At 50.4% G+C, this 19902-nt stretch carries 23 protein-coding genes; 5 read left to right on the forward strand and 18 right to left on the reverse strand.

Annotated elements, in window-relative coordinates; genetic code table 11:
* Positions 1-6: 6 nt before the first annotated feature.
* Together ACTTK7_RS05055 and ACTTK7_RS05060 are read right to left on the reverse strand one after the other, a co-directional pair.
* A complete protein-coding gene (locus tag ACTTK7_RS05055; protein WP_462866327.1) occupies positions 7-1359 on the reverse strand; it encodes a GntP family permease in 1353 nt (450 codons plus the stop codon).
* Complete coding sequence (locus ACTTK7_RS05060; protein WP_462866329.1) at positions 1356-2933, reverse strand: gluconokinase; 1578 nt, start codon at positions 2931-2933, stop codon at positions 1356-1358. Before ACTTK7_RS05060 ends, ACTTK7_RS05055 begins: the two co-directional genes overlap by 4 nt.
* 186 nt (positions 2934-3119) lie before the next feature.
* Between ACTTK7_RS05060 and ACTTK7_RS05065 the strand changes: the two genes are divergently transcribed.
* Positions 3120-3974 carry a MurR/RpiR family transcriptional regulator gene (locus ACTTK7_RS05065; protein WP_462866331.1) on the forward strand — a complete coding sequence of 285 codons (855 nt, stop codon included), beginning with the start codon at positions 3120-3122 and terminating at the stop codon, positions 3972-3974.
* 275 nt (positions 3975-4249) lie between these two features.
* Here ACTTK7_RS05065 and ACTTK7_RS05070 read toward each other — a convergent pair whose 3' ends face one another.
* From ACTTK7_RS05070 to ACTTK7_RS05095, 6 genes are all read right to left on the reverse strand, one after another.
* Positions 4250-4909, reverse strand: a complete 660-nt coding sequence (locus ACTTK7_RS05070) for an SOS response-associated peptidase (RefSeq protein ID WP_462866333.1) — start codon at positions 4907-4909, stop codon at positions 4250-4252.
* A gap of 47 nt (positions 4910-4956) precedes the next feature.
* Positions 4957-5289, reverse strand: a complete 333-nt coding sequence (locus ACTTK7_RS05075; RefSeq protein WP_462866335.1) for a hypothetical protein — start codon at positions 5287-5289, stop codon at positions 4957-4959.
* A 100-nt stretch (positions 5290-5389) separates the two neighbouring features.
* Positions 5390-6238: a GNAT family N-acetyltransferase gene (locus tag ACTTK7_RS05080; protein WP_462866336.1), complete on the reverse strand. Its 849-nt coding sequence runs from the start codon at positions 6236-6238 to the stop codon at positions 5390-5392.
* A gap of 24 nt (positions 6239-6262) precedes the next feature.
* Entirely contained in the window at positions 6263-6514 is a 252-nt protein-coding gene (locus ACTTK7_RS05085) for a hypothetical protein (protein ID WP_462866338.1), read from the reverse strand.
* A 33-nt stretch (positions 6515-6547) separates the two neighbouring features.
* Positions 6548-7645: a GGDEF domain-containing protein gene (locus tag ACTTK7_RS05090; protein WP_462866340.1), complete on the reverse strand. Its 1098-nt coding sequence runs from the start codon at positions 7643-7645 to the stop codon at positions 6548-6550.
* Positions 7646-7996: 351 nt separating this feature from the next.
* On the reverse strand, positions 7997-8260 hold the full coding sequence (locus tag ACTTK7_RS05095; protein ID WP_462866342.1) for a hypothetical protein: 264 nt from the start codon (positions 8258-8260) through the stop codon (positions 7997-7999).
* A 552-nt stretch (positions 8261-8812) separates the two neighbouring features.
* On the opposite strand from ACTTK7_RS05095, the gene ACTTK7_RS05100 reads away from it, so the two are divergent.
* Complete coding sequence (locus tag ACTTK7_RS05100; RefSeq protein ID WP_462866343.1) at positions 8813-9505, forward strand: aspartate/glutamate racemase family protein; 693 nt, start codon at positions 8813-8815, stop codon at positions 9503-9505.
* A 19-nt stretch (positions 9506-9524) separates the two neighbouring features.
* Positions 9525-9821 (forward strand): hypothetical protein, encoded by a 297-nt coding sequence (locus tag ACTTK7_RS05105; RefSeq protein ID WP_462866345.1) that lies wholly within the window; start codon positions 9525-9527, stop codon positions 9819-9821.
* Between the two features lie 164 nt (positions 9822-9985).
* On the opposite strand, the gene dgoD is transcribed toward ACTTK7_RS05105, so the two are convergent.
* The 4 genes from dgoD to ACTTK7_RS05125 form a co-directional block, all read right to left on the reverse strand.
* A complete protein-coding gene (gene dgoD / locus ACTTK7_RS05110) occupies positions 9986-11134 on the reverse strand; it encodes a galactonate dehydratase (protein WP_462866346.1) in 1149 nt (382 codons plus the stop codon).
* On the reverse strand, positions 11131-12078 hold the full coding sequence (locus tag ACTTK7_RS05115) for a 2-dehydro-3-deoxygalactonokinase (RefSeq protein WP_462866348.1): 948 nt from the start codon (positions 12076-12078) through the stop codon (positions 11131-11133). The genes dgoD and ACTTK7_RS05115 overlap by 4 nt, the downstream gene beginning before the upstream one ends.
* Positions 12075-12713 (reverse strand): bifunctional 4-hydroxy-2-oxoglutarate aldolase/2-dehydro-3-deoxy-phosphogluconate aldolase, encoded by a 639-nt coding sequence (locus tag ACTTK7_RS05120; RefSeq protein WP_462866350.1) that lies wholly within the window; start codon positions 12711-12713, stop codon positions 12075-12077. The genes ACTTK7_RS05115 and ACTTK7_RS05120 overlap by 4 nt, the downstream gene beginning before the upstream one ends.
* 127 nt (positions 12714-12840) lie before the next feature.
* Positions 12841-13599 (reverse strand): IclR family transcriptional regulator, encoded by a 759-nt coding sequence (locus tag ACTTK7_RS05125; protein WP_462866351.1) that lies wholly within the window; start codon positions 13597-13599, stop codon positions 12841-12843.
* A gap of 102 nt (positions 13600-13701) precedes the next feature.
* Between ACTTK7_RS05125 and ACTTK7_RS05130 the strand changes: the two genes are divergently transcribed.
* Positions 13702-13917 (forward strand): hypothetical protein, encoded by a 216-nt coding sequence (locus ACTTK7_RS05130; protein ID WP_462866352.1) that lies wholly within the window; start codon positions 13702-13704, stop codon positions 13915-13917.
* Between the two features lie 46 nt (positions 13918-13963).
* Here ACTTK7_RS05130 and ACTTK7_RS05135 read toward each other — a convergent pair whose 3' ends face one another.
* The 5 genes from ACTTK7_RS05135 to ACTTK7_RS05155 all read right to left on the reverse strand — a co-directional run bounded on the left by ACTTK7_RS05135 (position 13964) and on the right by ACTTK7_RS05155 (position 17384).
* The gene (locus ACTTK7_RS05135) at positions 13964-14734 is read right to left on the reverse strand and encodes an acetoin reductase (protein ID WP_462866353.1); all 771 of its coding nucleotides are present in this window, start codon (positions 14732-14734) and stop codon (positions 13964-13966) included.
* Positions 14735-14873: 139 nt separating this feature from the next.
* Positions 14874-15227 carry a flagellar protein FlaG gene (locus ACTTK7_RS05140; RefSeq protein ID WP_462866355.1) on the reverse strand — a complete coding sequence of 118 codons (354 nt, stop codon included), beginning with the start codon at positions 15225-15227 and terminating at the stop codon, positions 14874-14876.
* 29 nt (positions 15228-15256) lie between these two features.
* On the reverse strand, positions 15257-15457 hold the full coding sequence (locus ACTTK7_RS05145) for a putative motility protein (RefSeq protein WP_462866441.1): 201 nt from the start codon (positions 15455-15457) through the stop codon (positions 15257-15259).
* Positions 15458-15625: 168 nt separating this feature from the next.
* Positions 15626-15961: a hypothetical protein gene (locus tag ACTTK7_RS05150; RefSeq protein WP_462866356.1), complete on the reverse strand. Its 336-nt coding sequence runs from the start codon at positions 15959-15961 to the stop codon at positions 15626-15628.
* A gap of 115 nt (positions 15962-16076) precedes the next feature.
* Positions 16077-17384 (reverse strand): flagellin N-terminal helical domain-containing protein, encoded by a 1308-nt coding sequence (locus ACTTK7_RS05155; RefSeq protein ID WP_462866357.1) that lies wholly within the window; start codon positions 17382-17384, stop codon positions 16077-16079.
* A gap of 280 nt (positions 17385-17664) precedes the next feature.
* Here ACTTK7_RS05155 and ACTTK7_RS05160 point away from each other — a divergent pair, with 280 nt between their 5' ends.
* The gene (locus ACTTK7_RS05160) at positions 17665-18132 is read left to right on the forward strand and encodes a competence protein ComK (RefSeq protein ID WP_462866359.1); all 468 of its coding nucleotides are present in this window, start codon (positions 17665-17667) and stop codon (positions 18130-18132) included.
* Between the two features lie 744 nt (positions 18133-18876).
* On the opposite strand, the gene ACTTK7_RS05165 is transcribed toward ACTTK7_RS05160, so the two are convergent.
* Positions 18877-19581 (reverse strand): response regulator transcription factor, encoded by a 705-nt coding sequence (locus tag ACTTK7_RS05165; RefSeq protein ID WP_079475419.1) that lies wholly within the window; start codon positions 19579-19581, stop codon positions 18877-18879.
* Positions 19582-19902 lie beyond the last annotated feature (321 nt).

Here is a 19902-nt window from a genome sequence, read left to right on the forward strand (position 1 = left end):
TTCTATTTATACGAAGATACTTAAAATCAGTGCCACGCCAAAGCCGACAAACCCGATAATTGTTTCCATGACGGTCCATGTCTGCAGCGTCTGTTTTTCGTTCAGGCCGAAGTACCTGCTGACCAGCCAGAACCCGGAGTCGTTCACGTGGGAGAAGGCGGTCGCACCGGAAGCAATCGTAATAACGAGCAGCCCGAGCATTGGCTCGCTGACGTCATATGTTTCAAGCAGCGGCGCTACAAGGCCGGCGGCTGTTACCATCGCCACGGTTGCAGAGCCCTGGGCTACACGGACAAGAACAGCTGTGATAAAGGCAAAAACGAGAATTGGCATGTTCGCGTTCTCCATCGCACTTGCAAGTACATCGCCCACGCCGGACTGGATCAGCATTTCACCGAACACCCCACCGGCACCGGTAACGAGAATGATAATACCCGCCGGCTCAAGGGCTTTCGTCGTAATCTGCTGGACCTCCTGTTTCGAGTAGCCCCGGCGGATACCAAACACATAAAATGTTAAAAGTGCTGCAACAGTTAGTGCAAAGAACGGATCCCCGATAAAGGACAGTATTTCATACGCGGTGCTGTCTTCTGCGAGGAAAACCCCGGAGCCTGTGTTAAGCAGAATCAGCACAAGCGGAAGAAGAATGATAGCGAGAACGCTGCGGAAGCTTGGCAGCTCGCGGTCGTACTCGACGTTTCTCATCTGCTCCATCATGTATTCCGGAACGCCGACGTCGATTTTTTTCGCCATGTATTTTCCGAACAGCGGGCCCGCAATGGCTACTGCCGGAAGGCCGGCAAGTGTACCAAACAGAATAACCCAGCCGAGGTCAGCGCCGATGATCGAAGCAACTGAGATCGGTCCCGGCGTTGGCGGAATAAAGCTGTGCGTCACGGCAAGACCTGCTACAAGCGGAATACCGTAGTACACGAGTGATTTTTTCGTTTTACGAACGAGGCTGTACACAATTGGAATTAAGATAACAAGTGCAACGTCCAAAAAGACGGGAATTGAAACGATAAAGCCTGTAAGCGCAAGCGCCCAGCTGACGTTCTTTTCTCCAAATTTATCAACGAGTGTAAGCGCCAGGCGCTCGGCGCCCCCGGACACACGAAGCATTTCCCCAAACATGGCCCCAAGGCCGATCACGACAGCAATAAATCCAAGGGTGCCGCCCATCCCTTCTTCGATGGTCGTTATAATTTCGCCTGGCGGCATGCCGACGGCAATACCGACGAGGAAGCTGACGAGAAGCAAGGCGATAAAGGCCTGAAGCTTCGTCTTCATCACTAAAAATAACAGTGCAACAATTGCTAATACGGCTACAATAATGAGCCACGGTGCTGAAGTCGTCATAGTATTTCTCCTTTTTCAGTGGATAGTGTGCGTTTGCCTTCTGCGTGTGCACGCTGTACGTCGGCAATCGCGGAAAATTCCGATTGAAGATTGCGTGCGAGCCGAAGGAAAATCGGCTTCAAGTCCCGGTACGCTGTCACGTTATCCATAATTGGGGACTGCCGTGTTTCGATCGGGATCAGTTCGTGAATCGTATCCAGGCTGTCCTTCTGCCCGGTGGCAGTCATGGCAAGCCACGCGGCGCCGAAGCAGGCGCTCTGGTGGCTGTCCGGAACGACAATGTCGCTTTCGAATATGTCTGCCATCATCTGCTTCCACAGCTCCGAGCGGGCGAAGCCGCCGTTGGCACGGAATTCCTTAATGTTGATACCGGCCTCAATCAGCGCTACGACGACGGCGTACATCTGCATCATGACGCCTTCCATAACGCTCCGGACCATCTGTTCGCGACCGTGGTGCAGCGTCAGGCCGAAAAATACGCCCTTCGTATCACTGTTCCAGAACGGGGCACGTTCACCAGTCATGTACGGAAGAAACAGCAGACCGTCGGAGCCCGGCATCACGCTTTCCGCCATTTCCGTCAGCACGTCGTAGGGATCTGTACCATTTTTGCGGCACTCTTCCTTAAGATCCGGCATGATTTTGTCCCGCATCCAGCGAAGTGCTATACCGCCGTTGTTGATCGGACCGCCGATCACCCACAGGTCATCGGTCAGCGCGTAGCAGAATATCCGTCCCTTCGGATCCGTGTACGGCCGGTCGATGACGGTGCGTATCGCTCCACTTGTACCGATCGAGCAGGCAACCACCCCTTCCTCAAGCGCCCCGGAACCAACGTTTGCGAGCACTCCGTCGCTTGCCCCGATGACGACTGTTGTCGTTTCCTGCAAATGGAGCCGCTCACAGACATCCTTGCGTAAGTCGCTGCGCTTGTACGTCGTGCTTACCGGAGTGGATAATTGGCTTTCCGTAATACCGGCAAGAGACAGTGCTCTATCGTCCCACTGCTTTTTATGAATATTGAAAAGGCCGGAAGCGGAGGCGATGGAGTAATCAACGATGTATTCCCCGAACCATTTATGAAAAAGAAATTCCTTCACCGAAATCCATTTCGCTGCATTTGCGGCAATTTCTTCCCGGTGCTTCTGAAACCACATAATTTTCGTCAGCGGCGCCATGGGATGGATCGGTGTACCGGTCCGCTCAAAAATATCCTGTCCGTTTTCAGCCTTTACTTTTTCCGTTTCATGCACCGATCGCTGATCCGCCCAGGTGAGTGCCTGTGTGAGCGGCTCGCCGTTTTCATCTACAGCAAGTATGCTGTGCATCGCTGCACTGAAGCCAATCGTTCCAATATGTTTTCCTTCTTTCGCAACGTCTTCGACAACGTTTTTCAGCGTCTGTTCGACGGCGCGAAGAATTTCGTAAGGATCCTGCTCCTTCCAGGCCGGGTCCGGAGAATAAATTGGATATTCAAGCTCCCGTTCCGCCCAAATTTTTCCGTCTGTATCGTACGCCAGCGTTTTTGTGCTCGTTGTGCCTATGTCCACGCCGGCTGTAAGTGATTCAGCCATAACATTTACTCCCTCGCTTTCGGTAACGCTTTCAATTGATGAAAATATTTTTCTCATTTCGTTATTATACGTGAAATAAAATTCTATGCAAGCGTTTTAAGAAAATTTTTTTCATGTATTTTAATGGATAAGTGAAATTTATTCCTTTATGATAAAGGTAAGACTTTTTTCTCCGGAGGGGTGCTCATGGCTACCGAAACGACTCATGTCCGCCAGCGGATCCAGTCGCTGTACAACAGTTTCAGTGATAAAGAAAAGCAAATCGCCGACTACATGCTGCAAAATCCCGAAACCATCGTCCATTCAACTATCAATCAGGTAGCCGATCAGCTTTCCCTGGCAGACGCCACCGTGTTCCGCTTCTGTAAACGGCTCGGCTTTAAGGGCTACCAGGCGATGAAAATCGCGCTCGCTTCCGACATTATCGAACCAATCGAAGACATTCATGAAACGATCCAGGAAAACGACACCGAAGCAGAAGTCATGTCCAAGGTGTTTCAAAGTAATAAAAATGCCCTTACCTACACGCAGGAAGTGCTTGATGAAAGCACTGTCCGCCAAGCGGTTCAGTACCTGCTTGAAGCGTCTGAGCTTCATTTTTACGGAAGCGGCGGCTCCGGTGTCACTGCCCAGGACGGCCAGCACAAGTTTATGCGTACCGGGCTTCCGAGTCATGCCTATACCGATGCCCACTGGCAGGTAATGGCCGCTTCCCAGCTGAAGCCAGACGACGTCGCGATTGTGATTTCGCACTCGGGGGCCAACGAAGATGTGCTTGAAGCGATGGATGTGGCCAAAGAACAGGGCGCCCGTATTATCGCCATTACAAGCTACGCCAAAACGCCGATCAGCCAAAAAGCGGACCTGACGCTGCAGACCATTTCCCGCGAAACCGAATACCGCTCGGAAGCCCTCGCCTCCAGACTTGCCGAATTATCGCTTCTTGACGGCCTGTATGTAAATTACTGCATCAAAAAGAAAGACCAGGCTCAGGAAGCCGTGGCCAAAATACGCAAAGCCGTCGCACGGAAAAAGCTATAGGAAAAGCGGATCCGCCCTGCACAGCCGTTCCAGACGGCTGGCGTAATCCTGGCTGGAAGCGTCGTAAGACAGTGAAGTCAGGATGCAGCCAATGGACTGGACGGCTGGGTGGCAAAGCTAGACAACAAGAAAAGCAGAGCCACCCTTATTGTAAGGAAGTTCGATGAAAGACGTCACTATCGTGACACCATCGAACGGATCTGCTTTACAGGCCTCACTAACAAAAACAGCCCGGCTTTTCCTACTATAATTAAGGAGAAGCCGGGCTGTTTGTTTTATCCCGTGCGTTCGATCAAAGCGGCATGATTATGTTTTGGGCTGTTCACTTCAGTGCTTACGGGGTACATCGTCATCCGGGAAGCGTCGAATGGCTGCAGCAGTGATTTTAACACTTGCTTATCGGTTTCATGCGGGTCGAGCCAGGTTTTTCGTGCTTCTTCATTCAGAATGACCGGCATCCGGTGGTGAATACTCTGCATTAAATCGTTTGCTTCGGTCGTAATGATCGTGCAGGACGTAATCGTTTCTTCCTCGCCTTCCCACCTGTCCCACAGCCCCGCGAACGCAAACGGCGCTTCGTTGTCGACCGTGATGCGGTACGGTTGCTTCGTACCTCCCTCCCGGTCCCATTCATAGAAGCCATCAGCAATGATCAGGCAGCGCCGGCGTTCAAGCAGGCGATGGAACGCCGGCTTGGTATCAACGCTTTCCGCCCGGGCATTGATCATTTTGTGGCCGATTTTCTTGTCGTCTGCCCAGGACGGGATCAGCCCCCACTGCAGCCAGCCGGCTTTTGTCTGTTCAGTAGAGGATGCTATCGCCAGCACCTTTTGTGACGGCGCTACATTGTAGCTTTCCTGCCCCTCCGGAAATGTCGTACCAAAAGCCTGCTCCAGTGCCTCTTTAGAATAAACCAGGGTGTATCTTCCACACATCACAAGACACCTCCTTTTACAGCTTATGTACCCGAAAAATAAATATTCTACTTAAAAATATTACTACGGCGTAAATCCCATCCGGCTATGATGAAGCAAACTACGGCATAGAGGCTTAAAAACCCTCCAAAAATACCGTACGAGGCTCCTTCAAACCCCTGGACGTGCATATAGCCGTAATAAAAAAGCGAAATGGCCGAAGCCATCAGTACAATGCCCGGCAGCAGCTTGACCCAGAGTGCCCATCCTTTAAGCACAAACAGCAGCGTAAAAAGGAGAGCGATAACTCCTGGAAGTATAGATGTTGTGAATGGTCCACTGATCATGATATCTCTCCCACGGTTCCCACCATTGATAAAAGCCGGCCAAATGTTCATCAACCCTCTCTTCTCTCCTAATAAAGTAACATAATATGGTACCATAAATCCTGTTTTAGGCAGCAGGACCTGTGAAAATTTATTTTCAAGAAAGACCTTCTCCTCAGCCGAAGATCTGCGATGCAATAGCGTAGAGGTTCCCGTTTCGTGAACCTGCATTTTCCGGAGATAACGCCATCATATTTGGTTCGCTTTGTTTTTCAAAGCCGTACCGCTCAAGCAGAGCCGTAATGATGCTGTTTTCTTCGGTAAGATCGATCCGAACCTTCACCGGATGCATCTCTATCAGCTGCTCGATTAACGAAGCGGCCCCCCGCTCGTCTTTAGCCGTGACCGGGCCTATCAACAGCTGCCCGTCATGCCAGACCGACAAACCAAAACCAGTCGGCCGGTTTTGATCGTCCTTCAACACAAAGCACTGATGGGCCTGACTCAACCGGTGCCTTAAAAAGGTATGCCGGTCGTCCCCAAATGCCTCGCGGTCCAGCTGCTGTATGCTGTGCCAGTCAGAATCCTTATACGGCTCTATGTTAAATGAGAGAACGGTGCTGTTTGTCTTCACCTCATGGCCCCGGGCGACATATTTGTACACCTTTCCTGCTTCTTCAAACCCGAGTTTATGGTATAACGGCTTCCCTTCTTCAGTAGCAACCAGCATCACCCCGGTACCCGCCGGCAGCATACCCAGACATTCCTGCACCGCTTCTCTGGCTAATCCCTGCCCGCGAGAAGCCTTCCGGACAATAACGAGGCCGAGCGCTGCCGTGTCTTTATATGGAATGACAGCTGAACTGGAGACCACCGTGCCTTCCGGGGTTTTATGCCCGTATACAGCTCCGGAAGCGAGTACCGCCCTCATCTCCGCTTCGTCATAGTCCCATCCAGCCTCCCGGGGCAGTTCAACAAGTGAGGGGATATCGTTTTCAGTCAAACGCCGGATCGTAAGCTCCATCTGACGCGCCTCCTTTTTCGGGGTTTATCGTTTATCACTCATGCTTTTTTCCATCCATTTTTGCTCTGCTTTCATTTTCCGGTAAATATATACGTCCTCCAGGATCATAATTGTATAAACTATTCCGTAAAATACGTAGGCCCCCGCCGTAAAATCACCTGCCAGCCAATGAATAGCTGTTACTAAAAGAAGCAGGGCGCTGCCGAAGAAATCCTTCTTTAAGCGCCCTGCATATAGTGATTGTTTGTTTCCAGCTTTCCGCTGTTTGGCGTCCAATTCTGTCACCTCTTTAACTGATAAGGACTTTTGTTATAATTTCACCATGTTTTTTCCATTGCTTTTCGCATCATACAGAGCCTGGTCTGCTTTAAGCATCATATCCTCCCGGTGGCGGTGCAGGGCAGGCACGACGACATTTACGCCGATACTGACTGTCACCTTCTGGCTCACTCTCGACGTTTCATGACGGATATTGAGTCTGCTTACTTCTTCACTAATCTCGTGGGCAATCGCCCGGGCTTCTTTGTTATTGGTTTTTGGCAGCAGAAGAGCAAACTCTTCTCCGCCAAAGCGGGAGGCCATGCCACCGGAGCGCATACACACTCCGTGGATAGCGCCGGCAATCTGTTTCAGGCATTCATCGCCTTCTAGGTGCCCGTACGTATCATTGAAGTTTTTAAATTCGTCCAGGTCAATCATCATGACCGCAAGCGGGGACTGGCGTTCCATTCCTTCCGCCCAGTATCGGTCAAAGGCATCGTTAAACGCCCTCCGGTTCGAAAGGCCCGTTAAGCCGTCTACGTTTGCGAGGCGTTCAAGCTTGCGGACATTTGCATTCTGTTTGGAACGATCCCGGATAATGCCGACCATGCCAATAATCCGTTTATACATAAAAACCGGGCTCGCCATCACTTCAAGCTCCATGAGCGAACCGTTCTGCCTTCTGAGGTTCACTTCAAAGTGCTGGGAATTTCCCTTCATCACCCGTGCTGTATATTTTTCGACCAGAGCGTGATCTGTAAAGTTTAAATCATTCATCGACAGGCCGATCACGGTATCACGTTCCTTGTTCAACATTTCAAGAAGCTTTTCGTTCACATCAATCACATTGCCGCGGTTATTCAGCAGAAACACCGGGGAGAGCGGCTGATCAAACAAAGCATGGTAGTAGTTTCGCTGCACCTGCTGCTCCACGCTGCGCCTGAATAAAAACCAGAGCACACCCCCCAAAAGAATTACGCCCGTCAGCAGTCTTATTATCAGTCCTTCGCTTTCAATCGGTTCACCAAGGAAAAGAGCATCATAAAAATTTAAAAGCATAAATACCGGAATTAAAACAAGCATCGACAGACCGACACGCTTCGCCACTTCCTGGGTCTTGATCTGCGTTATCTCCTTGTGCTTCATTTTATCCCCCGTTCTGCTCATGAACGCTACTATATTTTATAGAAAATTTATGTATACAATCGATGGCGGCCGTATTGTTTACTTATTTTACCACATGTCTTAAGTTTTAGGTATATATAATCATTAACTATATCTGTTTTTTCATATTTAGTTATAGCTGTACACGCCTCATTTATTTTAAACGGTTAAATCATGCTTATTTTTGTGCAAAACAACGTTTAATACCTTCCATAACCAATTTCCTCTATGCATAAACCTATTCCCGTCGTGATAATTTTCCTATATTTTAAAAGCAAAAAAAAGCTGCTCGATGATTGGAACAGCCCCGATTCGTGAGTATCGATAAAAATACTACCTGTTTTTTTGCCTGCTTTCTGGGATCTCGGAGGATTCATTTAGAAATTTTTCAAACAGCGAGAGGTTCGACATAATCGTCACAATCCATTCGTTCATTCGAAAATCCTTTATTCTTTCATACAGTTCCTCTTCATTGCTGCATTCCACGACCGTATACCCTTTTCGTTTCCATCCTTCAGTGTCCACGTCCTCGCACCGCCCGACAATTACTTCACGTTCTTTTGAACTGTAGCAGTAAACAAACGCTGGAGAATTCATCTTTTCAGCCTCTTTTCTACAGAATATAGCCCGGCAGATAAAAAGCCAGCACTAAGAAGCATCCTTAGTACTGGCTGCGAAGAAAAGCGTTCTTCTTTTCAACTACTGCCGGTGTATTATCTTGTTCTCTGGCCATCGGCCTGGCTTTTTAATACGTATAAATATAAAAAACCACAGAGATGTATGGCTCTCTGCAGCTTATCTACCAGCACTGATTGTCTGAAGATTTCCGCCTGTGTTCGCTTAAAAGTGTTTCTTTATTTCACAAAGCTTCAAACGTAAAATCCCGGCTAAAGCTTTTCAAGCTTTCTTTACTCCTATATGCTCATCCATATAGTGAGTATTTCTTTTCCCAGACAGTACATTACAGGCGCTTTTGTCCAAGATGTTTACCGTCCTTAACTCAGGCTGCACTTGCCAGGCTTGCTTTAAAACTATTTTCTTATATTTCAAGCATAACACAGGCAACTAAGTTGCTCCAACAAAGTATGATAAAAATGGTAATATAAGCATATAACGCAGCTACGAACTGACTGAAGGGAGATAAAAAACATGCAGACAATCGGGCTTATCGGAGGTATGAGCTGGGAGTCATCCGCGCTGTACTATCAGCTGATTAATGAAGAGGTGAACCGCCGGCTCGGCCGGCTGCATTCATCCCGCTGCCTTTTGTACAGTGTTGACTTTGAAGAGATTGAACAGATGCAGACCTCCGGCAGCTGGAAAAAAGCCGGAGAGCGGCTTGGGGAAGCAGCCGCCGCCCTTGAGCACGGGGGTGCAGATTTCATTGTGCTCTGTACGAATACGATGCACAAGGTCATCGAAGCGATCGAAAGCTGTGTACATATTCCAGTGCTTCATATCGACGACGCCGCTGTCCGTGAGATCCGCCGGGAGAAGCTTTCACGCGTCGGCCTGCTCGGCACCAAATATACGATGGAGGAAACGTTTTATACCGACGGTCTCCGGGCCGGCGGCCTGGAGGTGACGCTGCCCGGACCGGAAGCACGTACGGAGGTCAACCGCATCATCTTTGAGGAGCTCTGCCACGGTACAATACGTACGGAATCCAGAAGCTATATGCTGCGGGTCATGGACCAGCTCAGGAAAGACGGAGCGGAAGGTGTTATTTTAGGCTGCACAGAGCTTGGCATGCTGGTTACTTCGAAAGACACCGACCTTTCGGTGATTGATACGACCCGAATACACGCGCTCGAAGCCGTAAACGAAGCGCTCAGTCACTAACCACTACGGAGGGATTACGATGGAATGGTTTCAGCATTACGGGGTGATGGCCGCTGTCTTTTTTACTGCTGCGCTTCTTGTCGTGTTCAGCCGGCTGCTTGTCCGTAACCGCCGGCGGCCGGGGCCTGCCGTGACTATTTTCTGGGCGCTTCTGCTGCTGGGTGCGGCAGGTGCAGCCGTCTACGGATGGCGGGAAACAACGGACGCCGTAACTGCCCTCAGCTTTGCGTTTCTCGCTGCAATGGTGTGGCTCGGCGCCGGAGCCGGCATATGCCTCCTCGGCATCCGAAAATCCTTAAGAACTTCAAAGGGGTGAACGTTCATGCAGCACTGGAATTTAACCAAAGAGCTACGCACCACGTACGGGAATATCCACCGCGAAGAGCAGGATAACGGCTCACCGTTTAACCTCTCCCGCTTGCTTTCGGCTCCGGAGCATAAAAATATCCAGCACGCGTCTCGCGCATGCTGGATTTCTTGTTACCATTCGGCAATTGTGCCGTCTTTATGCCGCCACACCGGGTTTTTCCAGTTGTGGCTTTCCTTCGCGCGCTCGCGCACGTATTCTTCGTTAATTGCAATGCCAAGACCCGGCCCCTGCGGCATTTTCACCGCGCCGTCTTCGTAGGCAAACACGCTTTTGTCTTCAATGTAGTCAAGCAGGTCGTTGCTCTGGTTGTAGTGAATGCCGAGACTCTGCTCCTGAATGAAGGCGTTGTGGCTTGTGGCGTCCACCTGCAGGCAGGCCGCAAGCGCAATCGGTCCGAGCGGGCAGTGCGGCGCCACGGCGACGTCATACGCTTCCGCCATCGTCGCGATTTTTTTGCCTTCGGTGATCCCGCCCGCGTGCGAGAGATCCGGCTGAATAATATCCACCCAGCCGTTCGCGAGAATATGCTTGAACTCCCAGCGTGAATACATCCGCTCACCGGTCGCAATTGGGATATGCGTATGCTGGCGCAGTTCCTGCAGCGCCTCCATGTTTTCAGTCAGCACCGGCTCTTCGATAAACATCGGGTGATACGGCTCAAGCTCTTTAGCAATCACCTTTGCCATCGGCCGGTGCACCCGTCCGTGAAAATCGATGCCGATGCCGACGCCTGTACCGACCGCTTCCCGCACAGCCGCTACGCGCGCAACCGCTTCTTCGACTTTGTCGAACGAATCAATGTACTGCATTTCCTCCGTGCCGTTCATTTTAATTGCCCGGAAGCCGGAATCCACGGTTTCCTTTGCCGCTGCGCCGACGTCGCTCGGACGGTCACCGCCGATCCAGGAGTAGATGTTGATATTGTCACGGCAGGCCCCGCCCATCAGGTCATAAATCGGCGCATTGTAGTACTTGCCTTTAATGTCCCAGAGCGCCTGGTCGATGCCGGCGAGCGCACTCATGTGAATCGGTCCGCCGCGGTAGAATCCAGAGCGGTACAGCTTGTTCCAGTGGTCCTCGATCCGCATCGGATCCTCCCCGATCATGTATTCCATCAGTTCATCGACAGCCGCCTTAACCGAAGCAGCGCGTCCTTCTACGATCGGCTCGCCCCAGCCTTCCAGGCCTTCGTCTGTCGTAATTTTTAGAAACAGCCACCGCGGCGGCACCTGAAATAGTTCGTAGGATCGGATTTTCATCGGAATTCCCCTTTCGTTTGTTCCAGATTGGCCAGCTGCAGGGCTCCCTGCAGCGACGCTTTTTCGAGATCTTGTTTCGTAAAGACGTGGACCGGACGCCCCTGCTTCTGCTCGAGCACGTGCCGGTACGCCTCCTGCATCGCGCCGTGCCCGCCAAGATACAGCCAGCCAGAACCATCAGCGGCATGTTCAAATGCTTTCATATCCTCGTACAGCACCGCGCCAAGCAGCAGATTCGCCCGTGCGTTTTCGGTGTAGTCAGCAAACAGATGGCGCAGACGTACGTAATACGCTGCTCGCGTGAACCCTTCCGTTTCCGCCAGGCCCCAGCCCTCCATCAGCACCTCCGGCTCGAGCGATTCCACGAGCTTCGGCCCGACCGAATCGGATAAAATCGTGGATGTCCGGAGCGCCGACAGCGTTTCGCCGGCCAGGGTGGATGTGCAGCTGAGCAGCCGCGAGCCGTCTTCGACCCGGATGTATTTGGTATGCGAGCCCGGCAGAATGATTAGGCCGCTGCCTTCCGCGGGCGTATGGCGCAGCATGCCGAACGCTTCGACCTCTTCGCCGCGCATCACATCGACCGGCTCCTCCCCGTTTTTCATGCCGGTAATCCAGTGCCAGCGCCGGGCATTGTAGCGCTCGTGCACCGTACGCTCGGCGAGCTCCTCCATTGTGAGCGGCGACGGGGCGTGGGGCACTTCGCGCATGCCGATGTTCGCCGTCAGCATGCCATAGCCGATCACATCGCGGAACGTAAATTGGGCAGCCAGTGTGTCCAGCTCGTTATCAATCAGCCGCTCGAGCAGCGAAAAGTCCTGCTCCATCGCCTGATTGCGCACGCCCTGGTCGAGCGAGATTCGCTTTTTAACTTCAAGTGTCTCTGTATTCACGACCCGGAGGCGCGTGTTCGTGGTACCACCGTCGATGACAATCACGTTCATTGGCTGCCGCCTCCCTCCCGGAGAATCCCGCGGGCTTTTTCCATGTTGCGGGTCAGCTGCTTCATGTCTCCGCGCTCCATTGCCTTCGGATCCACCACCTGACTGCCAAGGCCGACCGCGTGCCATCCGCTCTGCAGGTATTCCTGCATGTTATCAAGCGACACCCCGCCCACAGCCATCGCCCGCACGTGCGGAAGCGGACCTTGAACGTCTTTCAAATACGAAGCGCCGAACGCGCGGATCGGGAAAATTTTTACCATTTCCGCCCCGGCCTCGGTCGCCTGCAGAATTTCGGTCGGCGTGAGCACCCCCGGAATGACCGGAACGCCGTAGCGGCTGCCGGTTTCAATCGTTTTAGCGTCAAGCGTCGGAGCAAGCAGAAACTCCGCGCCAGACAAAATGGCAGTGCGAGCAGACTCGGCGTCCAGCACTGTTCCGGCGCCGATGTGCAGATCGCTGTGCGTTGCCTTCGCCCATTCAATCGCCGCAAGCGCCCCCGGCGTGTTCATTGTCACTTCAAGCACCCGGGCCCCGCCTGCGTATAAGGATTCAATCACCTGCTGCAGCTGCGTTTTGTCGCTGCTGCGGATGATCGGCACTATTTTCTCCTGTTCAATCGTCTGAATAATACTCATCAGCCTGCGGCCTCCTTTTGTTCCTTATTAGGGAACAATGTTCCGTATTATGAATAAAAAGATAATCCCGCTGCGGGAAATGTCGCTTATAGTGTAGCAGACCGCACGGCAGATTGAAAGCGTTCTTTTAATGACCAAGCTCCCGCGATATGGCTGCCGCCGCCCGCTGCACCTGCTGCACGGTTTTTTCCCAGGCAATCGTTTCCACGTTCATGTGCGGCATGGTGACACTAATTGCCGCGACCGCCCGCCGGTGAAAATCAAAAATGGGTGCTGCCACGCAGGTAACCCCAAGCTCATGCTCCTCCCGGTCATAGGCCACGCCTTCCTGTGCTATTGTCTCCAGCTCCGGCATCATTGCTTCTTTAGACGTAATCGTATGCGGCGTATGGCGAACCATTTCCTGCTCGTCGAGAAGCCTTTCCTGCATGTGCGGGGACTGAAACGCCAGCAGCGCTTTACCGACGCCGGTGCAGTAGAGCGGAGCTTTACGGCCCACTCTGGAAAACAGCCGCAGCCGCGCGTACGTTTCCACTTTATCAATGTAGACGACCTGGGCTCCTTCGAGCTGCACGAGGTGCACGGTGCTTGCCGTCGCTTTCGCGAGGTCATGTATGATTTCGCCCGCTGCCTTTCGCACGTCGATGGATTCCGCCACCCGCTCGCCCATTTCCATGAATGTGAACCCGAGCGTATACACATCGCGCCCGCTTCCCTGCTTCACGTATCCCTTCTGTAGAAGGGATGCCAGCAACCGGTGTATTGTACTCTTGGCGACATTCAGGCGGTTCGCAAGCTCCGTGACACCCAGCCCCTCCGGCGCTTCCGCGAGCAGATCGATAATCCGGAGGGCGCGGTCGACGGATTGTACTCCGTTAGTATTCATGCAGCCTTCCTCCTTTCGGTACTGCAGTCATCGTAGCATATTTTCCCTGTATGTTAGTATAAAACTACACGATAAATGGAAAAGTAAGGAAAGGAGTTTTGCATGTATTCCCGCGTGTTCGTAGATGAACATTGGAATCTAATTGCGAGTATTATCGGCAATTTTGCCGTGATGTTTGCGATGCTGATCGGTATCGACAGTCTCTCTGCCAGCGAACCTCCAAGTATGCCAAGCAAGGTAAGCGTAGCGGCGGCTATTGCCCTGCTTCTCTGTATTGGTTCCGTGCGGAAGTTCCGGAAGTATCGGGAGGAGGAATGAAAAAAGCGCCTGTCTCGGAGGACAAGCGCCGTAATTTACATACTTATTAATTATACACAATCCCGCCGTCAATCAATACAGCCTGGCCGGTCATATAATCGGAATCCGTGGAAGCGAGGTAGGAAACGAATTTAGCCACATCTTCCGGCTCCTGGGAACGACCCAGGGCAATGTCGGCGGTGAATTTTTCAAACGCATCGCCGCGTTTTGGAAGACCCATTTCTTCGACCATGCGCTCATCGATCCGGTCCCACATGCCGGTGCCAACGACGCCCGGGCAGTATGCATTCACAGTAATGCCATCTGGTGCCAGTTCCTGGGCCGCCGTCTGCGTCAGTCCTTTTACGGCAAACTTGGTCGCCGAATAAATGCCGAGCATCGGGAAGCCTTTGTGGCCGGCAATGCTGCAGGCGTTAATAATTTTGCCGCCGCCCTGCTTTTTCATCTGCTCGGCCGCTGCCTGAATGCCGAAAATAACGCCGTTCACATTTACCCCAAAGATTTTATCTATATCGTTTTCTTCTACTTTGAGAAGCGGCGCCACCTGGTCAATGCCGGCGTTGTTCACAAACACGTCGACACTGCCAAACTGTTCGACTGCCTGTTGCACAAGGCTCGTGACGTCCTGTTTATTGCTTACGTTCGCTTCAACCGCGATCGCTTCACTGCCGCTGTCTTTAATCGCCTGTACGGTTTCATTCATTTTTTCTGTATCAATATCGCTAATAACAAGGTTAAATCCGTCTTCCGCCAATCGTGTCGCAATGCTTTTTCCAATGCCCTGCCCTGAACCAGTAACGACTGCTGTTTTACTCATAGATCTCACCTTTCATCTCATTAATTCGAACCATTACTCTCTTCCTCTATGGCCGTTCCCATAAACCTATTTGTGCTAAAAGAATCAAAACTTTTATACTGACAATAAAAACGCCTCCCCGAAGGAAGACGCTTTTCACTTACCTTTTTTCATTTACTAGCAGCCCGGCCTGGCGAAGGAGCGAAGCGTTAAAATCCAGAAGCGACTCGGGCGGTATTTCCCGCACGACCTCCTCTGTATTGCGGTCGATTACCTGCACGTACACCCGGTCGGTGTCTTCGTGCACGTTAAACTTTAACCGTGTTAAATGCGGATCGAGCATCGCACTTAACGTTTCGACTGATTTTTCCACTTCCTTCTTTGTTACGTGAAGCGCAGAATTGGTTTCAGCTGCCCCCAATTCGTTCGGCGTTACTTTCGAAGCATCTATAATACCCGCTTCCCGCTTGGACGAAGCTCCCTCGCCCCCGGCTGATCGAATAGAAACATCCATCTCCCGCCTACCTCCTCCTGGGATAATCCCTATCCTTTTACGTCGATCGACTGGCCTTTGCCGGAAACAACGCTCTGCATCGTCCCGGCCTGGTTGCCGCCAGCCATGTCATCGAGCAGTTCGGCGCTCTGCTTCGATGCCGCTTCCATCGACTGGCGCATGAGCGATATGTTCGCCTGCTGCTGCGCCTGCAATTGACTGCTTATGATTGAAACACTGCCGACATCGATACCATCACCTCCTTTCCTGTAAAAGTATAAAAAAGGCCCCGGGGCGCCGGAACCTCTGGATGTATAGTCTTATGGTGTAAGAGTGCCTCAGTTGTTTATAGTATCGGTAGAAATTCGCAAGAGTGTAGCGTTTAAGATAATACGTACGGCTGAAAAAGCTGTGTCAGCTCAAGCTGCAGTTTTTTTCACATTTGGGATTAACGTGAATTGAAAAATTTCCTGCAGTCTTTCGTATGAATGATTTTCTAAATGAGTGACGACTAAGTCTAAGTTCACCCGGACTTTATTGAAGTATTTTTCTGTCACCTCAGTGTTTTCGATATTTTTCAACACTAGCTTAGAAGAACGCTCCACTGCAGTGAAACCAATGACCATATCTTCCATAAGCTGAACCGCTTCCGGATAGCTTCTTTCATTAAGCTGTTTTTGGATATGGGCTAAGCCCTCCATCATCGTATCGATAACACTTGGGTTCTGTTTCATGACGTTCAGGTAGTTTTCCATAAAGAACTTTCTTTTTATTAGTGTCTTGATATTGATAGTAAGACCGAAATTTATGCAATTATGTAAAGAAAGAGGCTCTAGCATTGACACTAGAACCTCTAGAGTAAAAACAATTTTACTGTAGTAACTGAAGAACCGATTGTGGCTGTTGATTCGCTTGTGCAAGCATCGACTGGGAAGCTTGGGAAAGGATGTTGTTTTTGGTCATGTTCATCATTTCTTTTGCCATGTCTACGTCACGGATACGGGATTCAGCCGACTGCAGGTTTTCTGCAGAAGTACCTAGGTTGTTGATGGTGTGCTCTAGGCGATTCTGATAAGCGCCTAGTTCTGAACGCTGAGCCGATACGCCTTCAATTGCTTGATTAATAGCTTCCACTGCTTTCGAAGCGTTGCCATGAGTCGATACATCTAATGCCGCTTCATTACTATTGTTATCTGTACCATTATTGACAGTATTTGCACTAGTAAAGACAGCGCCAGCATCGTCATCACCAATCCCAGGAGCATTGCCGTCTGTAGAACCACTGACTCCTAACGCTGAAGCTCTCATATCATCAATAGTTATTGTCATGGACTGGCCTTGATTTGCTCCAATTTGGAAGTTAGCAGAGAATTGACCTGCGGTCCCTCCAGATCCTTCTGCCCCGCCACTAACAGAGATAGACTTTCCAATTAAATCACTTGCGTCAAACGTACCTGCTTCCGCTAAGGCAATATCACCTTCTAAACTTGCTTCATCATCTGTGACATCTCCCTTAATAGCGCTATTGATAGCAGCCATGTCCGATGGAGCGTTACTGCTTCCCCAGCTTACTGAAATCGTGCTAGAACTTGTATCAACATTAGCTGACACACCTTCATTAACATTTGAAGCTTGAGTAAACTCGATAGTATACCCATTATAGGATTCGTTGCTAGGACCGGTAGCAGTTACTTCGCCCGTATCGCCTTCCGTATCCAAGCTACCTGACGCTGTCGTTCCACCCGTAGCCCCACCTGCTCCATTTCCATCCAGCAGACTTTTAGTGTTAAATTCAGTGGTATTACCTATACGGTTGATTTCGGAAGTTAGCTGGTTCATTTCTTTTTGGATTTCTCCACGATCTGCATCTGCATTTGTATCGTTAGATGCTTGAACGGCAAGTTCCCGCATCCGCTGCAGAATGCTGTGGGTTTCGTTTAAAGCGCCTTCCGCGGTTTGGATCATGGAAATACCATCCTGAGCATTACGATCCGCTTGCTCAAGGCCGCGAATCTGGCCGCGCATTTTTTCACTAATGGCCAAACCAGCTGCATCATCGCCAGCACGGTTAATACGAAGACCAGAAGAAAGTTTTTCCATAGAATTACTCATGTTGTTCTGGTTGGTGCTCATTTGACGCTGTGCGTTCATGGCACCGAGGTTATGGTTGATAATCATTGTAAAATTCCTCCCTGAATGTGTAAGTACTTTCCACGTCCTTGTGGTAAGCCTATGTCACAGAATTTGCTTTCACGCCCGTACGCTGCGTTTTGGCAATTCCTGCTTACACTCCTTATATCGGCTGCTCGGTTTATGTATTTAGTATTTTCTGTAATTCTCTTAAAAATATTCTTTTAGTTATATTATGCAAAAAGTACTAGTTATTTTCACATAGCATTCGTATACTTATTTACAGACAGAATAGTTGTGGAATACATTTAATTAGAGGTGTTGGGTTATGCAGAAGGCAATGGTTTTGGAAGAATACGAAGTAAATGAAAACACGATGGCGATTGTACCTAATTTTGAAGGAGAGGCGAAGAGTATTATATGGGAAAAAAACGGGGCACGTATACCGGCTTCATGTGCGCCTACGGCTATTATCAAAAGAGGGTGTCTGCGCGGGGGGTCTTCTTTTGAAGGACGAAGCGAAGCGGTAAAGCATTACTTACATATCCGCAAGAAGCTGCCAGTACCAGTAAATCCTTCAGAGGGGATTTATGCATTTCCAGTTTCATCGCTGCGCGACCCGGAAAACATCTGGATCTTTTATAATCATGTGCAGCCCGGCCAGTTTGTCACTTCCGATGATGGAACAATGATTCGATTCACAGATGGCGCATCGCTTCCAACCAAAGCGAGTACTTTTATGATCCAACAACAGTTGTTCCGTACCGGCCACTGCCAGAGCATGTTTACCGCCTAAAAGCAAAAAAACAGAGCATGGAGTACAAGGGCTCCCGCTCTGTTTATGCTTGGTTAGAAAAGTATAATGCCTAAAAGTTTAGCGACATTGCTGTCTAGCTACAATGCAATAATTCTAAGAAGTAGTTTCAAGGCTGCGTCAGCATGTTCGCTAATAATACTAAAAAATAGTGCCGTGCTGAAATATAGAGCATGGCATTTTTTTATGCTTAAATTCTAGTGTTTGCTAAAAAAGGTAAGTTCGAGGGTTCATAAAAAGTAATGAACTTCATCAAGTTTACTTTCACTAAGCTAGATTCGTCTTTCGCTGTCCAGCTCCGAGCGTTACCACCCGGGTCCATTCGCTGTTTCAGGGGCTTTCACGAAGAAAGTTAGTTCGACGTTGTTACAGGATGTAACAAATTTAGTCGAACTTCAATTTCAACGTCTCAAGCCGACCGAAGGCCGCGAGCCGTCCCGGGTGGTGAACAAACGCTCTGCGCTTTTCGTGATGTCCAGCTACGCCACCCAGCCGTCCAGTCCATTGGCTCTAACCTGGCTTCACCGTCTGTCGACGCTTCCAGCCAGGTTTACGCCAGCCGTCTGGCGCGGCTGTTCAGGGCGGCTTCGCCTTTCGTGATGTCTAGCTTCGGTCCGCAGTCGCTCGTTCCGTTGACCCTGCCCTGCCTTCCTTATTTGACAACAAGTCCAGGCAGGGCGTGGTCAGCCGTACGAGACTCCTGAGCTGCGGACCTCCGCTTTTCTTTTACGTTATAAACTCGACCCAGTTTTCTTCGATCGCGCGCTTTATGGTGTGCGTGCGGTCGTTGGCCTGCATCTTTTTCGTCAGGTGGCTGACGTGGTTGTTCACGGTGGCGACGGCCAGAAAGCATTCCTCGGCAATTTTGCGGTTGCTTTTGCCTTCGAGGATTTTTTCCAAAATCCGGATTTCTGCTTCGGACAGCGTGCCGCGTGCTTTATGCACGTCGAGTTCGAGCTGCTGCTCGGGTGGTTCTTCCTGTAGCTGATTCATGCGGCGGTACCGTTCGACGACCTGCGGCTGAAATACCGGGTCGATGTACGTCTGAAACTGTGTGGCGCGCATGAAATGCTTGCGCCAGTCGTCTTCGTCGCGCTCGGCGGCCAGAAGCATCGTCACTTCCTGGCAGATGAACTCATCCACCAGGTGCCTGAGCCGCTCCGGCAAGTTCACACCAATCCTGCACGCAGATCCGGCCCGTTTTGCTTCCTGAAGACGCACAAACGCATCCAAATCACTGCACGCTGTATAATACAGCGTATCTTTCTGCAAACCGCGCTGCATGAGCGTGGTCCACTCTTCCCCATTCGTGCGCACAGCCAGCTTTCCCATTGATTCTGCTGCCTGCGGCAGTACTTCTGATCCCTGCAGGTCGATAAATAAAATCGGCACCCTGCTTCCCGGGATGTTACGACTGTAAGTCTTGGCCATTATGTATTCCTCCTGAGACCTCACCGAAAGTGATGTTTTTTATTGTTGAACACACTTTCCCCAAGCATGCCCTCTGCGTTTTTGTCTGTTAATTTCTCTCTGTAAACTGCAGCAGGACAACCAATCCCCTGAACTCGAACGGCCGTATACAAATTCTACCTTTTCTTCATCGGTTCCGACAAGAAGCCCTATGACCCTAGGCATTTTCCACTTATCGTAAATTAATTACATCATAAATATGAATAAAGAACTATAATTTTTCCTTATTGTACATTTTTTAGATACATTTTCATATTTTTTAGTATTTTTATTAGTCCGTAA

The sequence above is a fragment of the Marinococcus tarijensis genome, assembly GCF_054971385.1.

Bases quoted from the DNA above. Each gene is read 5' to 3' on its own strand.
- ACTTK7_RS05120 (WP_462866350.1), bottom strand. From the start codon at position 12,713: ATGAGTATTATTCAGACGATTGAACAGGAGAAAATAGTGCCGATCATC.
- ACTTK7_RS05115 (WP_462866348.1), bottom strand. From the start codon at position 12,078: ATGAACGTGATTGTCATCGACGGTGGTACCACGAACACGCGCCTCCGG.
- ACTTK7_RS05130 (WP_462866352.1), top strand. From the start codon at position 13,702: ATGTATTCCCGCGTGTTCGTAGATGAACATTGGAATCTAATTGCGAGT.
- ACTTK7_RS05165 (WP_079475419.1), bottom strand. From the start codon at position 19,581: ATGGCCAAGACTTACAGTCGTAACATCCCGGGAAGCAGGGTGCCGATT.
- ACTTK7_RS05055 (WP_462866327.1), bottom strand. From the start codon at position 1,359: ATGACGACTTCAGCACCGTGGCTCATTATTGTAGCCGTATTAGCAATT.
- ACTTK7_RS05090 (WP_462866340.1), bottom strand. From the start codon at position 7,645: ATGAAGCACAAGGAGATAACGCAGATCAAGACCCAGGAAGTGGCGAAG.
- ACTTK7_RS05060 (WP_462866329.1), bottom strand. From the start codon at position 2,933: ATGGCTGAATCACTTACAGCCGGCGTGGACATAGGCACAACGAGCACA.
- dgoD (WP_462866346.1), bottom strand. From the start codon at position 11,134: ATGAAAATCCGATCCTACGAACTATTTCAGGTGCCGCCGCGGTGGCTG.
- ACTTK7_RS05135 (WP_462866353.1), bottom strand. From the start codon at position 14,734: ATGAGTAAAACAGCAGTCGTTACTGGTTCAGGGCAGGGCATTGGAAAA.
- ACTTK7_RS05155 (WP_462866357.1), bottom strand. From the start codon at position 17,384: ATGATTATCAACCATAACCTCGGTGCCATGAACGCACAGCGTCAAATG.
- ACTTK7_RS05080 (WP_462866336.1), bottom strand. From the start codon at position 6,238: ATGGAGCTTACGATCCGGCGTTTGACTGAAAACGATATCCCCTCACTT.
- ACTTK7_RS05065 (WP_462866331.1), top strand. From the start codon at position 3,120: ATGGCTACCGAAACGACTCATGTCCGCCAGCGGATCCAGTCGCTGTAC.
- ACTTK7_RS05160 (WP_462866359.1), top strand. From the start codon at position 17,665: ATGCAGAAGGCAATGGTTTTGGAAGAATACGAAGTAAATGAAAACACG.
- ACTTK7_RS05100 (WP_462866343.1), top strand. From the start codon at position 8,813: ATGCAGACAATCGGGCTTATCGGAGGTATGAGCTGGGAGTCATCCGCG.
- ACTTK7_RS05125 (WP_462866351.1), bottom strand. From the start codon at position 13,599: ATGAATACTAACGGAGTACAATCCGTCGACCGCGCCCTCCGGATTATC.
- ACTTK7_RS05105 (WP_462866345.1), top strand. From the start codon at position 9,525: ATGGAATGGTTTCAGCATTACGGGGTGATGGCCGCTGTCTTTTTTACT.
- ACTTK7_RS05070 (WP_462866333.1), bottom strand. From the start codon at position 4,909: ATGTGTGGAAGATACACCCTGGTTTATTCTAAAGAGGCACTGGAGCAG.
- ACTTK7_RS05095 (WP_462866342.1), bottom strand. From the start codon at position 8,260: ATGAATTCTCCAGCGTTTGTTTACTGCTACAGTTCAAAAGAACGTGAA.
- ACTTK7_RS05140 (WP_462866355.1), bottom strand. From the start codon at position 15,227: ATGGATGTTTCTATTCGATCAGCCGGGGGCGAGGGAGCTTCGTCCAAG.
- ACTTK7_RS05150 (WP_462866356.1), bottom strand. From the start codon at position 15,961: ATGGAAAACTACCTGAACGTCATGAAACAGAACCCAAGTGTTATCGAT.